Genomic DNA, 19676 nt, shown 5'->3' with positions numbered 1-19676 from the left:
GTGCTGCCATCCGTTCTGCTATCTATAGCGCTGATTCTGGGCAGGTTTATTTTTTCTTTCACCCCGCCATGACCGATGAGACACGCACTGGGTTCCACTTTGTTACAAAATAGCCTGTGAGAATTAATTCATCCGGTTATCTGGCGAACTGTCTGAAATGGCAGACTAAAATAGCAAATTGCTCAGAGACATCCAGATGTCTGACTTTCAAGTTCTGGCGTTCAGCCTGCGAAATCCCCAGTTTTCTGTCTCCTTCGCCCCCCTAGCTTCCTCCCATGAGTCTTGTTAATCTTCTAATCATCTTTTTCCTGATTTCTTCCATTTCCCCTTTAATTCAGCGGTTTTTAACCGAGCAGCGGCGGCTGATGACGATCCAGGCGTTCGAGCGCAGTCGCGGCAGTCGGGTCATTTTGCTCATCCACCGCCAGGAATCCATCAGTTTTCTGGGCGTTCCCGTTTCTCGCTTCATCAGCATCGAAGACTCTGAGCAGGTGCTACGGGCGATCCGGCTGACCCCACCCAATGTGCCCATCGACCTGATCTTGCATACCCCAGGGGGACTGGTGCTGGCGACCGAGCAAATTGCCCGCGCCCTAGTGCGCCATCCGGCCAAGGTGACGGTGTTTGTGCCCCACTACGCCATGAGCGGCGGCACGATGCTGGCGATGGCTGCCGATGAAATCGTGATGGACGAAAACGCAGTGCTGGGCCCGGTCGATCCGCAGTTGGGCAGCACGCCCGCTGCCAGCGTGTTGAAGGTGCTGGAAGACAAGCCCATCAGCGATATCGATGACCAGACCATCGTGACCGCCGACATCGCCCGCAAAGCCATTCGCCAAGTGCAAAAGTTTGTCCGCACGCTGCTCGAAGACTGCGTGCCCAAGCGTAAAATCGAGCCTGAAAGAATTGACCGCATTATCGAAGCGCTGACGACGGGGCAGGTGACGCACGACTACCCGATTTCGGTAGAAGAAGCGCAGGAACTTGGGCTACACGTCGTTGTTGGGCTACCCAAGATTATCTACAGCCTGATGGATCTGTATCCGCAGCCGTCGATGGGCCGCCCCACCGTGCAATACATTCCGCTGCCCTACGAAAACCGCCCGATGCTGCCGGAGTCTATTAAGGAGTAGGGATTAAGACCGATACATCTGGGTGACTTCTCGCAGTTTTAGTCCAGGCGGGATGATTAGAGCTTAGGGAGATTGCTGCAAGCGTGTTAGTCCTGAGCGTAGGGATTGGTCGGGTCTTTCTGGAATTTCTGGAATTTTAAGGATGCGATAAAGCCCTTGAGAACTGGCGCGGATTGAGTCCCCGTGCGGATTAAGCTGGATTTCAGGTCGGTTTTCCAACTGACCTCTCACTCTGGCAAACAATCGCTAAAATAGTGGAAAGAATAGCCAAGAGCTATACTTAGTAACTTCGCCCTCTTCACAAGTGCAGACGTTCAGGCTTTAATTTGCATTAACGAGACCTGGCCTTGGGCATTGGTAAAGTTTAATGGTCTACCCCAACTCAAAAACCTTCTGGACTGGGCAAGTTCTCCATCCTCCTTTGCTTCCAAAGAATTTAAGCTCTTCGCGGCTGTTCTTTTTGCAAAACCGCATCGAGATTAACAGACAGCCCGTGATCAAAAGTTTTCAGATGGTAGGAATATCTAGCTGGGGTCTGCCCTTGGGTTCAAGTTTGAGGCTGTGCCTGCTTGACCTGCCAGCTTGATGTAGGGGCTGTGACCTAGAGATGAGGTCGCAGCAGGGTTACGGTTTGATTGTTATCAGTTCAGGAGAAGCAATTCATGCTACACCGCAAGATCTATCAACTCTGTTGTGATGGTCGGGAAGTCTGGATTTTCTTGCGGGATCAGCAGCGATGGATTGAGCGAGCGCGAATTCTCGACATCGAAGGCGATCTGGTGACGCTGCGCTACGAAACGGAAGAAGAAGACGAGATGTGTTCGTGGGAAGAGATGATTCGACTGGAAAGCATTGGCTCGGTGATGCAAAAGTTGGCGACGGTGCCGCGAGGCGATTCGGAACCGCTGGTGTCGGAAGATTGCCCTGAGGCGGAGCAAATCCGCAACCATCATCCAGAGTCAAACCCTGAGTAGAGCTTTGGGGGTTCTGGGCGATCGCCCCCAAATTGCCCCCAAATTGCCCCCAAATTGCCCCCAAATTGCCCCCAAATTGCCCCGAATGCACCTGAATCGCCCTGAGCAGAGGTTCGCAGTGTTGCCGTTGACTGGGCTAAAGTCCAGCACGCTGGGGCAGACTCCGTAGAACAGACTCAATAGAAAAGGTGCCGAATGGCGATCGCCCTGAGAGTTGCTCTTGGGGCGATGTCGTTTTGGGCAATGCCAGCTTAATTAGAGTTTAATTAGAGCGAAGCAAGTTTAAATGTCTTAATCTAAGTGGGATGCGGTATTCTGAATGATGTTTTAGCAAGTCCGTCGCTCAGCCTGTCTCTCGACCTTCTCAATGAGGGCGATCGCCCTCACCTGCCCTAACCTCACTTAGCCTCTAACCTCACCTAGCCTCTAACCTCACCTAATCAGTGCGTCCTGGCGGCGTTCACTCGAAAGTTTTTTGATACGCCCAGTTTTGGGGTACAACATTGCGTAGGTTAACCATAAGTCCTTTTGCACTTCGCCTCCCAAACTTCAGATGCCGCCTTATATTCACTATCATCTGATCGCGTTTCTCGTCGCTGTCGCGGTTGTTCTTGTTTCAACGCCGATCGTCAAAAACTTGGGCATCCGCAGCGGGCGAGTCGATATGCCAGGTGGCCGCAAGGTTCACAAGCGCCCGATGGTGCGGCTTGGCGGCGTGTCCATTTTTCTGGGGACCGTCGCCGCGCTGGTGGTGGTTTGGCTGATGGGCGGGTTTGGCGTGCTGCCGCCCGATAAAGAATACGAAGTATGGGGCGTGGTCATCGGCGGACTAGCCTTTTTCCTAATTGGGCTGGCGGATGACCTGTTCTGCCTGTCGCCCAGCGTGCGCCTGGTGCTGCAAGCGGTTTTTGCCACGGCAGCCTGGTTTGCAGGCGTGCAGATTGATTTCCTCTCGGTTCCCTTCGATGGGCTGGTAGGGCTAGCGCCGTGGGTGAGTCTGCCGATTACCGTCCTCTGGCTGGTGGGCATGGCCAATGCGATTAACTGGATCGACGGGCTGGATGGACTGGCGGCCGGTGTGGCGGGCATTGCCTCGATGGTGATGCTGGTGGTGTGTTTATTCATGAACCAGCCTGCGGCAGCGCTGATTGTGGCGGCTCTCGGCGGCGCGAGTTTCGCATTTCTCCGCTACAACTTCAATCCAGCGCAGATTTTTATGGGCGATGGTGGTGCGTATTTTATCGGCTTTACGCTGGCTGGCGTTGGCGTGATTGGGCTGGTCAAGAGCGTGACCACAGCGGCGGTGCTGCTGCCTTACATTATTTTGGCCGTGCCGATTCTGGATATGTCGGCGGTCATTTTGGATCGCATCCGCAGCGGCAAGTCGCCCTTTAAGGCTGACAAGCGCCACCTGCATCACCGCCTGCTGAAGGCTGGACTGCCTCACCGCATGACGGTATTGGTGATCTACGCGCTGACGTTTTGGGTGGGCAGTCTGGCGCTGGCGTTTTCTGGAATCCCCAGCGGTCTGGCCTATGCCATCGTGGCCACGCTGCTGCTTACCTATGCAGCGTGGCAGGCTCGCAAACACGCCCGCTCCCAAGGATAGTGTGGTTAAGGACGGTTCATGATTGACCTTTCGGCTGGTGCGGCGCATCCTGCCCAGAGTTTTGGGGCAGAGGTGATTTGCGTTGGCACAGAGCTACTGCTCGGCGAAATTCTTAACAGCAATGCCCAGTTTTTGGCTCAAGAACTGGCGGCGCTGGGCATTCCGCATTATTACCAGACCGTGGTGGGGGACAATGTTCGGCGGCTCCAGGCGGCGATCGCCATTGCCTGTGAGCGATCGCGCTTGCTGATTTTCACGGGGGGATTGGGCCCCACACCGGATGATTTGACCACCGAGGCGATCGCCGATTTTTTTCAGGCCCCCTTGGTGGAACGGCCAGAAGTCTTGGACGACATCACGCAAAAATACGCCGCCCGTGGCCGCGTGATGACCGACAACAACCGCAAACAGGCCCTGCTTCCCCAAGGGGCGGCGGTGCTGGCAAACCGCACGGGCACGGCCCCCGGCATGATTTGGGAGGCGCGTCCGGGGCTAATCATTCTCACCTTTCCTGGCGTGCCCAGTGAAATGCAGGCCATGTGGCGCGAAGTGGCGGTGCCGTTCCTCCGCAGTCGTGGCTTTGGGCAAGCGCCGATCTACAGCCGCACGCTGCGCTTTTGGGGCATTACGGAATCGGCGCTGGCGGAGAAAGTCGCCCCCCTGTTTGACCTCACCCATCCCACCGTTGCGCCCTACGCGGGCAAAGGCGAGGTGCGGCTGCGCGTCTCTGCCAAGGCCGAGTCTGAGGCGGCGGCAATGGCGGCGATCGCCCCCGTCGTTGAGCAAATCCAGCAAATTGCTGGGGCCGACTACTACGGTCAGGACGACGACACCCTAGCCTCGGTGGTGGGGCAGCGTTTGCAAAGGGCCGGCCAAACGCTCTCGATCGCAGAATCCTGCACAGGCGGCGGGCTGGGCAGCTTTTTGACCACGGTTCCCGGCAGTTCCCGCTACTTTTGGGGCGGCGTTGTTTCCTACGACAACTCGGTCAAAGAATCCCTACTGGGGGTCAATCCCGACGATCTGGCGAACTCTGGAGCCGTCAGCGCGACGGTGGCTGAACAAATGGCCCAGGGCGTGCGATCGCGTCTGGGCACCACCTGGGGCCTCAGCATCACAGGCATCGCCGGGCCAGACGGAGGCAGCACCGACAAGCCCGTCGGCCTGGTCTACATCGGCCTCGCCGGGCCCAAAAACCAAGTCACCAGCCACCGCTTCCTCTTCGGCGCGAGCCGCGGCCGCGAATGGATTCGTTGGCTAAGCGTATGCAGCGCCCTAGATCTACTGCGACGGCAGCTACAAGAGCCATAAAGAAGATAACCATCCCTTTTTATCTTTTCGTTCTTCGCTCTTCCCTCTTCGCTCTTCGTTTTTCGCTCTTCGTTCTTCCCTCTTCCTGCCATAGCCGAAACACCCGCGAGTCACAAAGATCTCGTAAAATAAGGATTCGCGCTGTTTGGAAAGTTGCATGTCTTCATTGTCCAAGTCCGCTGCCTCGGAGTCGCTGTCGCACCAAATTGAACAACTGCTCCACGACCTACCTTCTCTGGAGCATGGAGATTTGATCCAGCAGGCGCTCTCGACCATTGTGCAACTGTCCCGCACCGATGCCGATCGCCTCGATTGGAAGATCCTCAGCGCGGCGCTGCAAGACATGGGGCGAGCGTTTGAACTGTTTCACCCCTATCGCCACGTCCGCAAAATTTCTATCTTTGGCTCTGCCCGCATTAAGCCCAGCAGCCCGACCTATCAAATGGCGATGGACTTTGCTCGCTGCGTGACGCTCCACGGCTTTATGGTAATCACGGGCGGCGGGCCGGGCATTATGCAGGCCGGCAACGAGGGCGCAGGCACAGACAAGTCCTTTGGGCTAAATATCCAGCTTCCATTTGAGCAGGGGTCGAACCCAATTTTAGAAGGCGGCGACAAGCTGGTGAATTTCAAATACTTCTTCACCCGCAAGCTGTTTTTCCTGCGGGAAAGCGATGCGCTGGCGCTGTTTCCTGGCGGATTTGGCACGCAGGATGAGGCGTTTGAGTGCCTGACGCTGATGCAAACGGGCAAGTCGGGCTTGCTGCCGCTGGTGCTGTTGGAAACGCCGGGAGATGATTATTGGCAAAGCTGGGAAAGCTACATCAAAGATCAACTGCTGGAGGCAGGGCTGATCAGCGCCGACGACCTGCATCTGTATACGATTACCGACCGGGTGGATGCCGCCTGTGAGGCGATCGCCAGCTTTTATCGGGTCTATCACTCCAGCCGCTACGTCGGCCCCAACCTAGTGCTGCGGCTGAATCAGGCGCTTTCAGAAGAAGAACTGGACTATCTCAACGCAAACTTCAGCGATATCCTGGTGCGTGGCAAAATTGCCCAAATGTCTGCACTGCCCCAAGAAGCCGACGCAGTAGAAATTTCCCACTTGCCCCGACTGGTGTTTGAATTTAACCAGCGCGACTTAGGGCGGTTGTACCAGATGATCCGCACTATCAACCGCCTCGGCGCAACCCCACCCGAAAAAGCCCACCCAGAGCAAAAGTAACACCACCAGTGATGTTTAAGTAGATAGAAAGAACAGATCCTGAACCCTGTGCCGCCCGCTGCGCAGGCGGCACAGGGTCTTTGAGTTTTATATTTATTAATGTCCACCTACTTACCATTGGCTGGAGACTGCGCCCGAACAGTTCACCGCGCTATGCAAAAGGTTTGTATGGTCTAGCGCAAGCTGTCCTTCAAAGCGTCTGCAAAGCCTGTAGTTTTTCCTTGCACGGGGCGATCGCACTCACTGGGGTAGCGGGGTTCTCCGCAGCGGCGGCCTGCACCTGTAGTTTTTCCTTGCACGGGGCGATCGCACTCCTGTTCTTACTCGTTTGCGCTGGGGTTGCTGCGGATTTCGCGGTGGAGGTAGCGCAGCACTTCGCCGGGGCGACCGTCGAGGACGATGCCGTTGGGCAGGAGGTCGAGGGCGTGCGTCCACTCGAAGCGTTCGGCGTAGCGGAGCAGGTGCAAACGGTCAATCGCCAGTTGCGCGTCTTCGGGCAGGCCGATGATGCAGTGGCGCAGGCGGCGACGGTGGGGCAGTTCGCAGGTGAGCGGGGGCAGCGAAAACTGGGTCGCCTCCGAGAATGGGGACGACCAAGTGTATTGAATTGTCAGCATTTGGAGCTTCCTCCAGGAAACGAGGTAGGGAAACCCCGAAATGTTGGCCGCCCACGGACGTGAAGCGCTAGGACAGGGCGGCCTACAATGAACGCAGCCCTGAGACAGCCGTTACCTGTCAAGGGGTCAGGCGTTGGTGGGTGTTGGACGCACCTGCCAATACCGTAGGTGACTAAACGACCAAAATTTCGGGGGAAAGGCAAGCTGCACTGATAGGAATCGAATTGCAGCCTGATGGACGTTTGTACTGGATGCGATCGCCCTCGTCAATTGTCCTGCGCCAGGAGTCAGCACCTCGGCGATATTTGCAGTAGCGGCGGCCATCGGAGCTTGCTATTATCGAGCCGGACTGCATTTTCCAGAGCCAAGTTTCTGGGGCCCTCTCTATGGTGATTTCAACATTGCGAACGGCAACACCGGATGCAAGGCGGGCTATGACTGGAGGCGATCGCCCTTCTGGTCGGGCAAGACCATCTCGCCGCGGCGTTTGGGCCAGTGGACTGGCGATCGCCCTCCTCACCACAGGCTGTAGCGAAAGCAAGCTGGCTCAGTGCAATCGGCTATCGCAGGTGGTGAACGGCACAGTCGCGGAGGTGCAGGCGGTGGTGCAAGCCAATAGCCAACCCAATGACCAGGCATTCTCCGCCGTTGCCGACCGCTTCGAGCAGGGTAAGGCTGCCGTATCTGCTGTAGACCTCAGCGATGCCCAATTGAATGACTATAAGGGACAACTGCTGACCCTCTACGACCAGATCATCACCGCCGCCCGCAAAGTCTCCACCGCGCTTCAGCAGGAAAACTTTGAGGCTGCCAGAGCCGCCCATCAGGAGTTTCTCACCGCCGCCAATCAGGAAAGCCCGCTGGTGGATGAGGTCAACACCTATTGCCAGGTTTCGCCCTAGATGCGCCTTTGGGTCGTCAGCCACACCTACATCGTGGATCTGAATTGCGACAAGCTGAAGGTGATGGCGGCGCTGGCGGTTGATGGGGGCAAACCCTTGGATATTACTGTGATCGTGCCGCGCACCTGGAAACCGGGCGGCGTGGTGGGCGGCACGATTCGTCCCCAGGGCTATGACCAGGGCAACTTCCGCGTCGTGCCCGTGGGCAACTTTAGCCAGACGCATCAGGGCTTGCTCTGCTTTCGCACCGAATTGGTGTCCCTGCTGCGGCAGCATCCACCGGACGTGATTCAGGTGGAGCAGGGGACAAAGTCCCTGGCCTATGCCCAGTTGATTGCGCTGAATCGGCTGCTAAAGCTGGGCGCAAAGCGGGTGCTGTTTACCTGGTGGAATTTGCCCTACAGACTGCGGCCGCCGCTGCTCTGGCTGGAGCGTTATAACCTGCACCACACCGACGGGGCGATCGCCGGAAATCGGGATGCGGCGGCGATTCTGCGACAGCGCGGCTACTGTGGCCCAGTCACCGTGCTGCCCCAGCTTGGGGTAAATGAGCAGCAGTTTTGCCCCCGTCCCCAGCCGGAGTGGGCGGCGGCACTTGGCCTTTTGCCCAAAGACTGTCCCGAAGAATTTACCGTGGGCTATATCGGGCGCTTTGTGCCAGAAAAGGGACTGCGAACCCTGGCAGAGGCGCTGGCGGGGCTGCCTGAGTTGCCCTGGCGCTGGCTGTTGGTGGGGCGGGGCCCGCTGCGGGCAGAGGTGGTGGCGCGGATGCAGCAGGCGGGGTTGGGCGATCGCCTCCGATGGGTTGAGTCTGTGCCCCATGCCGACATTCCGCGCTATCTCAACGTCATGAATGCGCTGGTGCTGCCGTCGGAAACCACGCCCCACTGGAAGGAGCAGTTTGGCCATGTGCTGATCGAGGCAATGGCCTGTGGGGTTCCGGTAATCGGCTCCGACTCTGGCGAAATTCCCCACGTCATTGGCGATGCGGGGCTGGTGTTTCCTGAAGGCCAGGTGGCCGCCTTGCGCGATCGCCTCCAGTCCCTCATGCAGCGCCCTGCCCTGGCCGACGACCTGGCCGCCCGTGGCCACCAGCGGGCGATCGCCCACTTTACCAATCGCGTCCTAGCGGAAAAGCAGCTTGCGTTCTATGACCAAGTAATGATCGAGTAATGACCAAGTAATGATCGAGTAATAATCAAATAATGACCAGGTAATGATCGAGTAATAACCAGATAATGACCAAGTAATGACTAAGTGATGTTATCTGCATGACGTGATTTCATAATGTGATCTTGTGATGTGATTTCATGATGTGACCCGATTCCCCCATCCCTTAATGCGCCTTGTCCACATCATTCCTGCCATTTCTCCCGTCTACGGCGGCCCTAGCCAGATGATCGCAGGCTTATCGAAGGCGCTGGCGGCGGCCGGGGTGGCGGTGACGATCCTGACGACGGATGCCAATGGGGATTCAGGACAAGCGCCGCTGGCGGTGCCGCTGGGCGTGCCTATGGCGCAGGATGGGTATGAGATTCGCTACTTTCGGCGGACGGGCTGGCGGCGCTACAAGTTTTCGGCGGGGCTGCTGGGGTGGCTGGCAACCCAGACGGCGGCGTTTGACCTGGCCCATATCCACGCGCTGTTTTCGCCCGTCAGCTCGACCGCAGCGGCGATCGCCCGCACGCGACACCTGCCCTATGTCCTGCGGCCGCTGGGCACGCTCGACCCCATCGATCTGCAAAAAAAGCGGCGGCTGAAGCAGCTTTATGCCACGCTCATCGAGCGGCAAAACCTGGCGGGGGCGGCGGCAGTTCACTTTACCAGTCGCCAGGAGGCGGCTACTGCCGAGCGGTTTGGGCTAACCTTGCGGGACTGGATTTTGCCACTGGGGGTAGATCTGGCGGAGTTTGCCGCTGCGCCTGCCGAACGACGGGCGATTCGCGAAGCAATCTCTACGGGAATCGCCCAGACCGTGCGCGATCGCCTCGCCATTCCGCCCGATCGCCCAGTGGTGCTGTTTCTTTCGCGGCTCGACCCCAAAAAAGGGCTAGATCTGCTGATACCCGCGCTAGAGCAGGTGCAGGCAGCGGGCATCCCGTTTCACTGGATTCTGGCAGGCGGCAACCCCCAGAATCCCGATTACGAAAAGCAAGTGGGCGATCGCCTAAATGCCTCTCCGCTGCGGGCTTGCACCACCCAGACCGGGTTCGTGTCCGCCCAGGCACGGCGCGATCTGCTGCTGGCGGCAGATCTGTTTGTGCTGCCGTCCTACTACGAGAACTTTGGGATTGCCGTTGCCGAAGCGATGGCGGCGGGGCTGCCCGTGGTGGTGTCCGACGCAGTGCCGCTGCACGAAGACGTGACCCAGGCGCAGGCGGGCTGGGTTGTGCCCTGCGAACCTCGTGCCCTGGCCCACACGCTGGCGATCGCCCTGCAAGCCGCCGACCGCCCACAGCGCGGCATCGCCGCCCAGCACTGGGCCCGCGATCATTACGACTGGCGGGCGATCGCCCACCGTGCGATTCAAAAATACGAGGAAACTTTGCAGCAGGTTCGGTAGCGGGTGCAATGCCTTTAGGACTTACGCAGTTGGGCGATTTCGCGCAGGCTGTGGCCACGAGAAGTCGTCCGAAATCCAGAAAACTTATTGCAAGTGCGTAAGCCCTGGCGTTATTGACTTAGGGAATAGACAACGGGAATAGACAACTGGCGCGGCTAGTAGCGGGTGCCGCGCTTGCGGAGTGCGTCTAGCATTTGCTGGCGAACGGCGATCGCCCACTGGTCAAAATCAACTGGATCAACATCAACTGGACTGGTAACAGAATCGGGCTTTTGCTCTAACTTAACTCCGGTAGGCGGAGTGTCAACGCGCTTCGTGTCGGGCTGAGTGCTGTTCATGAGTCGAGCCGATAATGCCTCGGTTAGGTGACCTGCAATTTCTTTCTCATAGTTAACGTAAATAGCAGGGATTTGCCAGATCTGCTATGCAAAAAACGCATTGAAAAGTTGCGCTTTTTGCATAATCCCTCTTGCCATCGTTCAACAATTCCCCTTAGCCGCGATTGCTACAGCAGAATCAAACCCCATCGTCTACCGAGGATAACCGCTTCCGTTCAGCCAGACACCTGGAGCTGGGCGAAGAGGCAGATGACATGAAATTTAACAGTGTGTTTAGCAGGTGTTCCGACAGGTAGAGGCGCTGGGCGATCGCCATAACCCATCCACGCCTTGCGGGGCAGAGGACACAGCTCCGCCTGACAATTCCCTGCAAGGCTCCCAAGCATCTAATTTCCAAACACCTCTGCGGGGTCGGCCGATTGCACCTTGCGAATGGCGATCGCCCCCGAAATTAGGCACATCACCACTGTCGCCAGTAAGGTATTCAGCCCGCGCCCCAGCGTCATCTGCATCAGCAGCCCTGTGGCGTTGGCCGTGAGCCGATACAGCACCAGCGCAATCAGATAGCCAGGAATAAAGCCCATCACGCCCAGCAAGAGCGCCTGTTGAAACACCACACCCAGCAGATAACGATTGGAATAGCCGATCGCCTTCAGGGTGGCGTACTGCGTCCAGTGGTCGGCGACATCGGTGTAGAGAATCTGGTAGACCAGGATGATGCCGACGACGAAGCTCATGATGGTTAGCAGCGTGAACACAAAGCCGATGGCGGTGTTGTTGCGCCAGTAATCCAACTCCATGTCTACGAACTCTGGCTTGGTCAACACGGCCACGTCTTTGGGCAACTGGTCGCGCAGAGTGCGGGCGATCGCATCCACATCCGCCCCGGGCCGCACCCTCAGCAGCCCGATGTCCACCGTGTTCAGGTCGCGGCTCTGCTCCTCCGGCCCCAGGCTGGCAAAATAGCGCAAAAAGTTCTGATCGCTCATGATCACATTGCCATTGGCAGAGGCAAAGTCCGTTCCCAGCGCGTAGGTTCCCACAACCTGTACCTGCTGCTCCGCCAGTTCCGTCACTGTGCCCGTCGTTACGGTTCCCACCTCTGCGCGCGATTTCTCGTCCACAATCACCGTCCAAGGCAACTTCAGCGCCTCCTGGCTGGCCAACACTTCGGGAATCGTCAGCACGGGGTCATTGGGGTTAAACGCCAACACCCGCAGCGGCCGTACCGCCTTGGTTTCGGGATTCTTCCAGGCAGCGCCATCGCGGACATAGAGCGGATAGGCCGCCTCCACGCCGTCAAAGGCCTGCGCCTGATATAGCCGTCGCCGGGCAAACTGTGCCGGAATAAACATGGTGTATTTCAGCCGATTCACCACGATAATTTCGCCGTTTAGCACCTTGAGCAACTGCACTTGGCTGTCGTAGAGTGCGTTCTCAAATCCGCGAAACATGAACATCAGCAGCACCGCAAATGCCACTCCGGCGATCGCCGTTAGCAGGCGGCGACGTTCATAGGTCAGGTTTGACCAGGCAAGGGGTGTTCGCATGGGCCAGGGTGCAAGTGGGCAAGTCAGCCAGTCGGCAAATGAGCCAACTCAGGGAAACGCCGACTCTTTCCTAGGGCATGTTTTAAAACCCTTCTAAAACCCTCGATCCCCCCTAGCCCCCCCCTTAAAAAGGGGGGAACCGAGCCGAACCACTCCGGAAGTCCCCCTTATTTCTAGCGAAGCGGCGCGTAAGCGCGGGGATTTAGGGGGATCGACTCAAGGCAATCAACGACCTAGAAAGTTTTAAGACACTGCCTAGTCTTTTTAGTCTACAGACACTAGTGTGCGGCAGCGTGATGCAGCCGTTCATTCAGTCGCAACCGAACCATAAGCAAATTTAATTGTGAATATTGCTGTCTTTTTGTCTGAAAGGCTAGACAGAATGAAAAAGTTTTGGTACACCTGTTCTTTAAGGGTGTAGCTCCAAATCACTCCTCATCAATTCGCCTTTCTCCAAAGCGCTATGGAACCCTTAACCGAAGTCCAGCAGGAACTCTACGACTGGTTGGTGGAATACATCCGCGAAAATCAGCACGCCCCCTCTATCCGCCAGATGATGCAGGCAATGGGGTTGCGATCGCCCGCGCCGATTCAGAGCCGCCTGGAACATCTGCAAAACAAGGGCTATATCGACTGGACGCGGGGCAAGGCCCGGACGCTGCGCCTGCTCCACGGGGTTACCCAAGGCGTACCGATTCGGGGTGAGGTGTTTGCAGGGGGAGCGCTGGAACCCGCGACGGGCGATACAGAGTTCCTCGACATTTCTGGTATGCAGCTTAAGCCGCAGGATTATGCGCTGCGGGTGACGGGCGACAGCATGATCGAGGCCCTAATTGCCGATGGCGATGTGGTGATTATGCGTCCGGTGAAAGAACCAGACAAGCTCAAGAACGGCACGATTGTTGCAGCGCGGGTTGAAGGAGAAGGCAATACCCTGAAGTATTTCTATCGGCGCGGCAACAAGGTCACGCTGAAGCCCGCCAACTCCAAGTACGACCCCATCGAAAGACCCGCTTCAGATGTGCAAATCCAGGGAATGCTGATTGGCGTTTGGCGAGATTTTGGTGCTGGGGTTGGCTAAGACCTACTGCCTTCCTGAAGATTTCTGGATCAGCGCCGCGCTGCCAGTCGATGTGATAGAGAATCGAAAATGCATAGGACTTACGTAGTTGGATAATCGCAGTTGGACAATTTCTCGCGGGCTGCGCTCGCGAGAGAGGCTTTGCTCGAGAGAAATTGTCTAAAACCCAGAAAGCTTATTGCAAGTGCGTAAGTCCTAAAGCGAATAATCAGGCTGAAGGCTATCCATCGATTCTATGCAGACACGTTGGGACTGGTTCCTTATGAAAACCCGTAATTTTGGAGCGCCCTTTGGGTTGCCTAACCAGGCTAGGCTGGGGCCAGCTTCCCAGATCTGTGCCAAAGCGGGGCGAATGGCAGTGCATATAGGGGCGATCGCCCTCTCTCTCCTGCTCCTCAGCAGTTGCGCCAGCCCCGACCCCCAGGCTCGCCTTGCTGACACCAAAGAATGTATCGAGTGCGATTTGCAGGGCAAGGCGCTGGCCAATGCGGATCTCAAAAGTGCCAAGCTAAATCGCGCCAATCTCAGCGGCGCTGACCTAAACGGTGCCAATCTCAGCGAGGCGCTGCTCGACACCGCCAACCTCAGCGGCGCAAATCTGAGCAACGCAGACCTCAACCGTGCTGCGCTGCCCTCTGCAAACCTCAGCGGTGCAAATCTCTCCGGTGCCAGTTTGAAGAATACTTTCTTGCGGAACGCAGACTTTACCAATGCCAATCTCAGCAATGCCGACTTTAGCGGCAGCGACCTCAGCGGGGCCAAGCTAGACGGCGCAACCCAGGACGGCGCTGTTTTTCAGGGCGCGATTCTGCCCGATGGGACAGTGCAGCCGTAGTTGGGGCCCGCAGCAGCGTTCCTTGCTTGGATTCTAAAATGGAGCGATCGCCCCGCAGTGCTGACGCACAAACATAGGAAATTTCAGGCATGGGGTAAAATCCTGACAATGCTTTGCACTATCTGGACTAATGGTCTGGACTATCTGGACTAATGGTCTTGGCTATAGAGTCTGGGTTATAGAGTCTGGACTAACACTCTGGGCTATTAGTCTGAACCAATAGCCTGGACGCAGACTCGTAAGGGGTTCCAGCAGGAGGTTCCAGCAGGAGGTTCCAGAACGACGCACTTGAGCGGGTGATGCTATGCCTCCCAGGTTGCACATTAAATTGCTCGGAGACTTTGCCATCACCGATGAGCGACAGGTTTCGTTGGGTATTGGCAGCGATCGCCAGCAGGCTCTCCTGGCGTATTTGTTGCTGCATCGCCACACGCCGCAGCCTCGCCAGCGCCTTGCCTTTCACCTCTGGCCCGATTCCACCGAATCCCAGTCTCGCTCTAACCTGCGAAAGGCCCTTTCCCACCTGCGGCAAGCCCTACCAGAACCAGATACGGTGCTGCTGGCAGATGCCAAAACGCTGCAATGGTCGCCCAGCGCTCCCATTTTTCTGGATGTGGCGGAATTTGAGAATGCGGTAAAGCTTGCTGCCCAAGCGACCGAACCCGACATCGCGCGATCGCACTTAGAAGCTGCCCTATCTCTATACCAGGGCGACCTGCTACCTGGCTGCACAGATGAGTGGATTGAGCCAAAGCGCGATCGCCTCCAGCAAACTCACAGGCGGGCATTGCAGCAGACTATCGCGCTGTTCAAAGCGCGGCAAGACTATGGCACGGCGATCGCCTATGCTCAGCAGGTACTGCGGAGCGACCCGCTCAACGAAGCCGCCCACGCGACGCTGATGCATCTGCACTGGCTGAATGGCGATCGCGCCAACGCACTCCAGGTCTATCATCACTGTATGACGCTGCTGCGGGAGGAATTGGGCGTTGACCCTGGCCCCACCCTCCGCAAGCTGTATGACCAAATCCTCAATGCAGACGATGAGCCAGTTAGCAGTCTTGCAGGCAGTCTTGCAGGCAGTATCGCAACGGCTTCTGGGGGCGATCGCCCGCTGGACAGCGCCGCCCTGCTGTCTCCTGCATCGGCAGCGCAGCAGCCTAGCCCGCTGATTGGGCGAACCCACGAATGGGCCACCATCCAGCAGTGGATAAGGGCAGAGAATTCGCCGGATAATGTAGCTTTGGACACCCTGGGCGATCGCCCGGTACTGCTGCTGACGGGGGAGCCGGGCATTGGCAAAACGCGCCTGCTGCAAGCAATCCAGGAGCAGTTTCAGCAGCGGAATCAGTGCGTTCTGTGGGGGCGTGGCTTTGAAGCGGAAATCGTGCGTCCCTATGGCGTATGGATTGATGCGCTGCGTGCGTTTGTGACGAATGCCAACGTGCAAATACCAGAAGATTTGACTTACCTACTCAGTGAGTCGAGTCCTTCATCGCAAAGTTCCGATCGCAGTCCGTCGGATCGCAGCTATCTATTCGACAGCGTGGTTCAGTTTATTTCCACGCTCTGTTCCAGCCAGCGTTCCGTTCTGATTGTTTTGGACGATATTCAATGGATCGATGAAGCATCGTCATCGTTGTTGCACTATGCCATTCGGCTGCTGAGTCAGCATTCTGTCTTTTTTGCCTGCACCGCCCGCTCTAAAGAGCTAGACGACAATGCAGTCGTACTTCGGGGATTGCAGGCGCTGCGGCGAGAACGGCGCCTGCTGACGTTGGCGCTGCAACCGCTAGAGCCAAAGCAAACGGCGGCGCTGATTCGCAGTGTTTACGCGCTTCCAGATCTGGACTGGTCGCCAGAGAAAATGCAGCAGGTGTTTATCGACAGCGGCGGCAATCCGCTGTTTGCGCTGGAAATTGCGCGGGCGCTGTCTGTGGGCGAGGCGACCCACGCCGATAGTTTGGAACTGCTGATTGGCGATCGCCTGCAACGGCTGGACGACTATGCTCGCGAACTGATTCCCTGGGCGGCCGCACTGGGCAGAACCTTTGACCCCACCACGCTGTCTGAGATTGCCGATGCGCCGCTGTCTAAGCTGCTGACGGGTATCGAGCAGCTAGAGCGGGAAAGCCTGATTCGAGCTAGCGCGTCCCACGGGAAGGAAATGCGATACGACTTTGCCCATGACATCGTGCGGCAGGTGGCCTATCGGCAACTGTCGGAGCCCCGTCGTCGCTTGCTGCATCTCCAGATTTCCCAAAAGCTGCACCAGCGGGCAGGTCAAGACCCGGCTCTGGCGGCAGAAATCGCACATCACGCCGCATTGGGGGGCGATCGCGCTTTGGCGGCGGCGGCCTGTTTGGCGGCGGCCAATTATTCGCTCAAGCTGTTTGCCTATGCCGAAGCCGCAGAACTTGCTCTACGCGGAATTCAGCATTGTCAGGTGCTAGATCAGCGCACCCGCGTTCGGCTGCATATCGAACTGCTGCAAGTGCTGATGTTTGCTGGAGTTCCCGCTGATCGGGTAGCGCCCCTGGAGGCAGAAGTTCAAGAACTGGTGCAAGAAGCCCATCGGCTGGGCCTCTCGGAAGCGGAGATGGCGGGGCTGGAAGTGCTTATGATTCTGAACTTTCAGTACAGCAATTTTGCCCATGTGCAGCAGCATTCTGAGCGAGTCGTAGAAATTGGGCGGTTGGCCAGTCCCCTGATGACGGCCCGCGCCCTGGCATCCAGCGGTTCCTGTTTGGCGGAAGTGGGGCGGGAGATGGCGCGGGCAGAGGCGCTGCTGGAAGAGGCGCGATCGCTGGCGGCGCGAGTGGGGCAGGAGTCGGCGGATTTGTACGGCGGGCTGGGGCGCGTGCGGCTGCACACGGGCAGCTATGACGAAGGGCGGGAACTGCTGCAACGGGCCTACGAGATCGCGCAGCAGGAGCAGGATCATTGGCGCGAATGCTGGGTGCTGAGCTATCTGGCCATCACCGAACTGGAAGCGGGAGACCCAGCGGCAGCCCTGGCCTACAGTCAGGCGATCGCCTCCGTTGCTTCGCAGATCCAGGGGCAGGGCAGCGAGTCCGCCGTGGCAGATGCGCTTACCGCGCTAGCCCAATATCATTTGCAGGAACCGAATGCCGAAGCTGCAATCGAGCGGGCGATCATCGCCCTGCGACAGCTAGACAACCGACGAACGCTGTCTTATCTGCTGAGCAGCGCCGCCGAAGTGGATCTAGCGGGCGATCGCCCCGCCCAAGCCATTGAGAGAGCAGCCGTGGCGCTGTCCGAAGCCCAGGCAATTGATCAACCAGTCGATTTGGCACTGGCGTGGGCGCTGCTGGTGCAGGGCTGGCTGCGAGTTGCCGAAATTGCCCCCGACCCCAACGCCGTCGGCGCGGCTCAGCAGCAGGCAATGGATCTGTTCCAGCAGTTCTATCCGCAAATCAGCGTCGCCGATCTCAGCCGCCGCGCCCGCGCCGCCGTTGCCCAAACCCGACACCAGATGTCCCTGATGCATCCCCATGCCGTTGCTCTGAAAAAAGCGCCATGACCCTCATTATTGTTGAAACCGATCGCCCCGCTCCCATCACGCCAGAGGTTCTGGCAGACGAAGGAAATCGAGTGTTTCCCTGTTTGGCAGCGCGAAAGGCAACCTGGCGATATTCCCTGCTGTCAGGCGATCGCCGCCGCATGATTTGCAGCTTTGAGGCTCCTGATGCCGAAGCCGTCCGCATGTCCTACCGCACGGCTTATCTTCCCTTTGAAAAGATGTGGGTTGACCATCTCCGCGAACCGGAGGGTATTCCGCCTGTGGGGAACGAGTCTGCGCTGGTGGTGGCTGAGATCGCCTATCCAGCGGGACTTTCGGAGCCAGAGCAGCAGGCGCAGTGGCAAGTTATCACCCAGCGCTTGCTGCCTTGTTATGCAGAGCGGGGCGTGGAATGGGTGCGATCGCACGTTTCGCCAGACCAAACCCTGATCCTGTCGGAACTCAATGCGCCCGATCCGGCACTCATCGAGGCGGCCCATCGCCAAGTCGGTCTACCCCTTTCCCGCTTGTGGTCAGCCACGCTGCTGAAGCCCTAGTCCGGTTTCTATGGGGGCAATGCACTAAAAAGTGTGAATCCCCGCAAGGTTTTACCCAGCAGGGATTCTAAATCAGAGACAAAGATGAGAGACGAACCTGGCTTACAGACAGATTAGGATGCAAGGCGCTGCTGTTGCCATACCGTGTTGGGCACACGAGTAAAGCGGGTCTGCTGCTTTTGCGCGGGCTGCTCTGCTTTCAGGTTTTCCATCTGAGCCATCATTTGCTTCAGATGATTCAGCAAGTCGTCGATCTGAGCGGGGCTGTCCGCACCCTTTAGCGCCTGAGACACACTTTCGACCGTCGCTTCGAGAGAAGCAGGCTGAGCCGCTTCGGCAGAAATCGCATGGCGCTTGATTGGCTCAAGGCTGACTAATTCTGCTTGCTTGCTAACCGCAACCGTGGCTCGCTGTTCCACTTCGACCTGCGCCAGCGAGTGCTGAAGTAGTTCAGCCGCAGGAGAAACAGTCTCCACCTCATCCAGGAAAGACTCCAGACCTGCCGAAGCCAGCCGCGTCTCCGAAAATCGCAGGCTTTCCAATTCGTTTTCCTTATCTTTTAGCTGCTGACGTAGGTCAGACACTTCATCCTCTGCCTTGCTTAGCTTCCGAGAAGAATTGCTCCAGCTCATCAGCGCCAGAGCCGTCACACCAGCACCCAGACTGACTGCCGTTGCAAGCCCCAGGTAGGGCCCCGATAGCTCCTTAAGTTGCCCTGCGAAAATGGGCTGGTTCTCTAAATGAACCGTTAGGGGCTGAGAACCCATTGCAGCCATAGGAAGCGTAGCTGCCGAAAACACAACACCTGCGAGCAGTGACGAGGACAGTAAAGTACGTGGAAAGCTCATAGTTCAGGAACCAAAAAACAACAGAAATATAGAAGCGGCTAACTACGTGAAATCGTCATCCCTGTTAGACATGCCCACTTTCAAGTCGTGGTACAACCCGTGCTGCGTAACGATACCCTGGTGGCTAGAGTTTGGGAAGACATCTGCTTACTTACAAAACTAACCCGTAGACCAAGGGGCTTGGGTATGCCTTTCGTAAAGAGCACAGTCTTGCGTTTAAAGCTCAAGTAAACTTTCATATCGCGCTCTATATAAACACTCATTTCGCCACCTGAGACAGAAATGATCTAGAGCAAAGAACAGGCGCTTTAGTTAACTTATATCCGTACGTCTTTTGCTAGAGGCAGAGGTTTCTATGGAACAGATCCTTAACTGATATAGAGAGCTAACTATACGTAGCTATCCATAGAGTGACTGTAAACCTGATCATTTCGAGAAAAACTGTATAAGATTGGACAAAATACGGTTTTGAAGAACTTTCAATTTCCTGGCAAGAGGGGCGATCGTCCATCAATAAATGCTGGAACAATACCAGAATCGAAAATCCCATCTCTTGAATATTAACGCTTCAATTTGCTGGAGGCTTTTCGGATTCTTTTCCAATACT

General features: G+C 57.1%; 18 protein-coding genes. 12 read left to right on the top strand and 6 right to left on the bottom strand.

All coding sequences use genetic code 11. From position 1 onward, the window contains the following. Nucleotides 1–275: 275 nt before the first annotated feature. The 5 genes from HPC62_RS17645 (at nucleotide 276) to HPC62_RS17625 (ending at nucleotide 6255) form a co-directional block, all read left to right on the top strand. Nucleotides 276–1133: an SDH family Clp fold serine proteinase gene (locus HPC62_RS17645; RefSeq protein WP_172357763.1), complete on the top strand. Its 858-nt coding sequence runs from the start codon at nucleotides 276–278 to the stop codon at nucleotides 1131–1133. A 662-nt stretch (nucleotides 1134–1795) separates the two neighbouring features. Continuing rightward, entirely contained in the window at nucleotides 1796–2107 is a 312-nt protein-coding gene (locus tag HPC62_RS17640) for a DUF6679 family protein (RefSeq protein WP_068509782.1), read from the top strand. 553 nt (nucleotides 2108–2660) lie between these two features. Continuing rightward, on the top strand, nucleotides 2661–3716 hold the full coding sequence (locus HPC62_RS17635; protein ID WP_172357761.1) for a glycosyltransferase family 4 protein: 1056 nt from the start codon (nucleotides 2661–2663) through the stop codon (nucleotides 3714–3716). A gap of 18 nt (nucleotides 3717–3734) precedes the next feature. Further along, entirely contained in the window at nucleotides 3735–5027 is a 1293-nt protein-coding gene (locus HPC62_RS17630) for a competence/damage-inducible protein A (protein ID WP_172357759.1), read from the top strand. Between the two features lie 157 nt (nucleotides 5028–5184). Continuing rightward, nucleotides 5185–6255 (top strand): LOG family protein, encoded by a 1071-nt coding sequence (locus HPC62_RS17625; RefSeq protein ID WP_172357757.1) that lies wholly within the window; start codon nucleotides 5185–5187, stop codon nucleotides 6253–6255. Nucleotides 6256–6428: 173 nt separating this feature from the next. On the opposite strand, the gene HPC62_RS24000 is transcribed toward HPC62_RS17625, so the two are convergent. The 3 genes from HPC62_RS24000 to HPC62_RS17615 form a co-directional block, all read right to left on the bottom strand. Next, a complete protein-coding gene (locus HPC62_RS24000) occupies nucleotides 6429–6554 on the bottom strand; it encodes a hypothetical protein (RefSeq protein ID WP_267313415.1) in 126 nt (41 codons plus the stop codon). A gap of 21 nt (nucleotides 6555–6575) precedes the next feature. Further along, complete coding sequence (locus HPC62_RS17620) at nucleotides 6576–6872, bottom strand: hypothetical protein (RefSeq protein WP_225906644.1); 297 nt, start codon at nucleotides 6870–6872, stop codon at nucleotides 6576–6578. A gap of 126 nt (nucleotides 6873–6998) precedes the next feature. Beyond that, entirely contained in the window at nucleotides 6999–7196 is a 198-nt protein-coding gene (locus tag HPC62_RS17615; RefSeq protein ID WP_172357755.1) for a hypothetical protein, read from the bottom strand. Nucleotides 7197–7258: 62 nt separating this feature from the next. Between HPC62_RS17615 and HPC62_RS17610 the strand changes: the two genes are divergently transcribed. The 3 genes from HPC62_RS17610 (at nucleotide 7259) to hpsP (ending at nucleotide 10337) form a co-directional block, all read left to right on the top strand. Next, complete coding sequence (locus HPC62_RS17610) at nucleotides 7259–7774, top strand: hypothetical protein (protein WP_172357753.1); 516 nt, start codon at nucleotides 7259–7261, stop codon at nucleotides 7772–7774. Next, the gene (locus tag HPC62_RS17605; RefSeq protein WP_172357751.1) at nucleotides 7775–8947 is read left to right on the top strand and encodes a glycosyltransferase; all 1173 of its coding nucleotides are present in this window, start codon (nucleotides 7775–7777) and stop codon (nucleotides 8945–8947) included. 166 nt (nucleotides 8948–9113) lie between these two features. Further along, the gene (gene hpsP, locus HPC62_RS17600; protein ID WP_172357749.1) at nucleotides 9114–10337 is read left to right on the top strand and encodes a hormogonium polysaccharide biosynthesis glycosyltransferase HpsP; all 1224 of its coding nucleotides are present in this window, start codon (nucleotides 9114–9116) and stop codon (nucleotides 10335–10337) included. A 155-nt stretch (nucleotides 10338–10492) separates the two neighbouring features. Here the strand turns inward: hpsP and HPC62_RS17595 are convergent, their stop codons facing one another. Continuing rightward, nucleotides 10493–10675: a hypothetical protein gene (locus HPC62_RS17595; RefSeq protein WP_172357747.1), complete on the bottom strand. Its 183-nt coding sequence runs from the start codon at nucleotides 10673–10675 to the stop codon at nucleotides 10493–10495. A 386-nt stretch (nucleotides 10676–11061) separates the two neighbouring features. Further along, the gene (devC, locus tag HPC62_RS17590) at nucleotides 11062–12225 is read right to left on the bottom strand and encodes an ABC transporter permease DevC (protein WP_172357745.1); all 1164 of its coding nucleotides are present in this window, start codon (nucleotides 12223–12225) and stop codon (nucleotides 11062–11064) included. Between the two features lie 463 nt (nucleotides 12226–12688). Between devC and lexA the strand changes: the two genes are divergently transcribed. The 4 genes from lexA (at nucleotide 12689) to HPC62_RS17570 (ending at nucleotide 18221) form a co-directional block, all read left to right on the top strand. Then, entirely contained in the window at nucleotides 12689–13306 is a 618-nt protein-coding gene (gene lexA, locus HPC62_RS17585) for a transcriptional repressor LexA (protein ID WP_172357743.1), read from the top strand. Nucleotides 13307–13658: 352 nt separating this feature from the next. Continuing rightward, the gene (locus HPC62_RS17580; RefSeq protein WP_225910570.1) at nucleotides 13659–14141 is read left to right on the top strand and encodes a pentapeptide repeat-containing protein; all 483 of its coding nucleotides are present in this window, start codon (nucleotides 13659–13661) and stop codon (nucleotides 14139–14141) included. Nucleotides 14142–14445: 304 nt separating this feature from the next. Beyond that, nucleotides 14446–17685, top strand: coding sequence for a BTAD domain-containing putative transcriptional regulator (locus HPC62_RS17575; RefSeq protein WP_172357740.1), 3240 nt, complete (start codon nucleotides 14446–14448; stop codon nucleotides 17683–17685). Then, complete coding sequence (locus tag HPC62_RS17570) at nucleotides 17682–18221, top strand: nickel-binding protein (RefSeq protein ID WP_172357738.1); 540 nt, start codon at nucleotides 17682–17684, stop codon at nucleotides 18219–18221. Before HPC62_RS17575 ends, HPC62_RS17570 begins: the two co-directional genes overlap by 4 nt. A 113-nt stretch (nucleotides 18222–18334) precedes the next feature. Here HPC62_RS17570 and HPC62_RS17565 read toward each other — a convergent pair whose 3' ends face one another. Next, on the bottom strand, nucleotides 18335–18988 hold the full coding sequence (locus HPC62_RS17565) for a hypothetical protein (protein ID WP_172357736.1): 654 nt from the start codon (nucleotides 18986–18988) through the stop codon (nucleotides 18335–18337). Between the last annotated feature and the right edge of the window lie 688 nt (nucleotides 18989–19676).

Origin of the sequence: Thermoleptolyngbya sichuanensis A183 (genome assembly GCF_013177315.1) — a bacterium.
Lineage (GTDB): Bacteria > Cyanobacteriota > Cyanobacteriia > Elainellales > Elainellaceae > Thermoleptolyngbya > Thermoleptolyngbya sichuanensis.
The sequence above is the reverse complement of the archived record's forward strand: the minus strand, read 5'-3'. Positions and strand labels throughout refer to the sequence as shown.

Coding starts and splice junctions, on each gene's coding strand:
- HPC62_RS17580 (WP_225910570.1), top strand. CDS start 13,659: ATGGCAGTGCATATAGGGGCGATCGCCCTCTCTCTCCTGCTCCTCAGC.
- HPC62_RS17565 (WP_172357736.1), bottom strand. CDS start 18,988: ATGGGTTCTCAGCCCCTAACGGTTCATTTAGAGAACCAGCCCATTTTC.
- devC (WP_172357745.1), bottom strand. CDS start 12,225: ATGCGAACACCCCTTGCCTGGTCAAACCTGACCTATGAACGTCGCCGC.
- HPC62_RS17575 (WP_172357740.1), top strand. CDS start 14,446: ATGCCTCCCAGGTTGCACATTAAATTGCTCGGAGACTTTGCCATCACC.
- HPC62_RS17625 (WP_172357757.1), top strand. CDS start 5,185: ATGTCTTCATTGTCCAAGTCCGCTGCCTCGGAGTCGCTGTCGCACCAA.
- HPC62_RS17635 (WP_172357761.1), top strand. CDS start 2,661: ATGCCGCCTTATATTCACTATCATCTGATCGCGTTTCTCGTCGCTGTC.
- HPC62_RS17630 (WP_172357759.1), top strand. CDS start 3,735: ATGATTGACCTTTCGGCTGGTGCGGCGCATCCTGCCCAGAGTTTTGGG.
- HPC62_RS17605 (WP_172357751.1), top strand. CDS start 7,775: ATGCGCCTTTGGGTCGTCAGCCACACCTACATCGTGGATCTGAATTGC.
- HPC62_RS17595 (WP_172357747.1), bottom strand. CDS start 10,675: ATGAACAGCACTCAGCCCGACACGAAGCGCGTTGACACTCCGCCTACC.
- HPC62_RS17640 (WP_068509782.1), top strand. CDS start 1,796: ATGCTACACCGCAAGATCTATCAACTCTGTTGTGATGGTCGGGAAGTC.
- HPC62_RS17570 (WP_172357738.1), top strand. CDS start 17,682: ATGACCCTCATTATTGTTGAAACCGATCGCCCCGCTCCCATCACGCCA.
- hpsP (WP_172357749.1), top strand. CDS start 9,114: ATGCGCCTTGTCCACATCATTCCTGCCATTTCTCCCGTCTACGGCGGC.
- HPC62_RS17620 (WP_225906644.1), bottom strand. CDS start 6,872: ATGCTGACAATTCAATACACTTGGTCGTCCCCATTCTCGGAGGCGACC.
- HPC62_RS17615 (WP_172357755.1), bottom strand. CDS start 7,196: ATGGCCGCCGCTACTGCAAATATCGCCGAGGTGCTGACTCCTGGCGCA.
- HPC62_RS17645 (WP_172357763.1), top strand. CDS start 276: ATGAGTCTTGTTAATCTTCTAATCATCTTTTTCCTGATTTCTTCCATT.
- HPC62_RS17610 (WP_172357753.1), top strand. CDS start 7,259: ATGGTGATTTCAACATTGCGAACGGCAACACCGGATGCAAGGCGGGCT.
- lexA (WP_172357743.1), top strand. CDS start 12,689: ATGGAACCCTTAACCGAAGTCCAGCAGGAACTCTACGACTGGTTGGTG.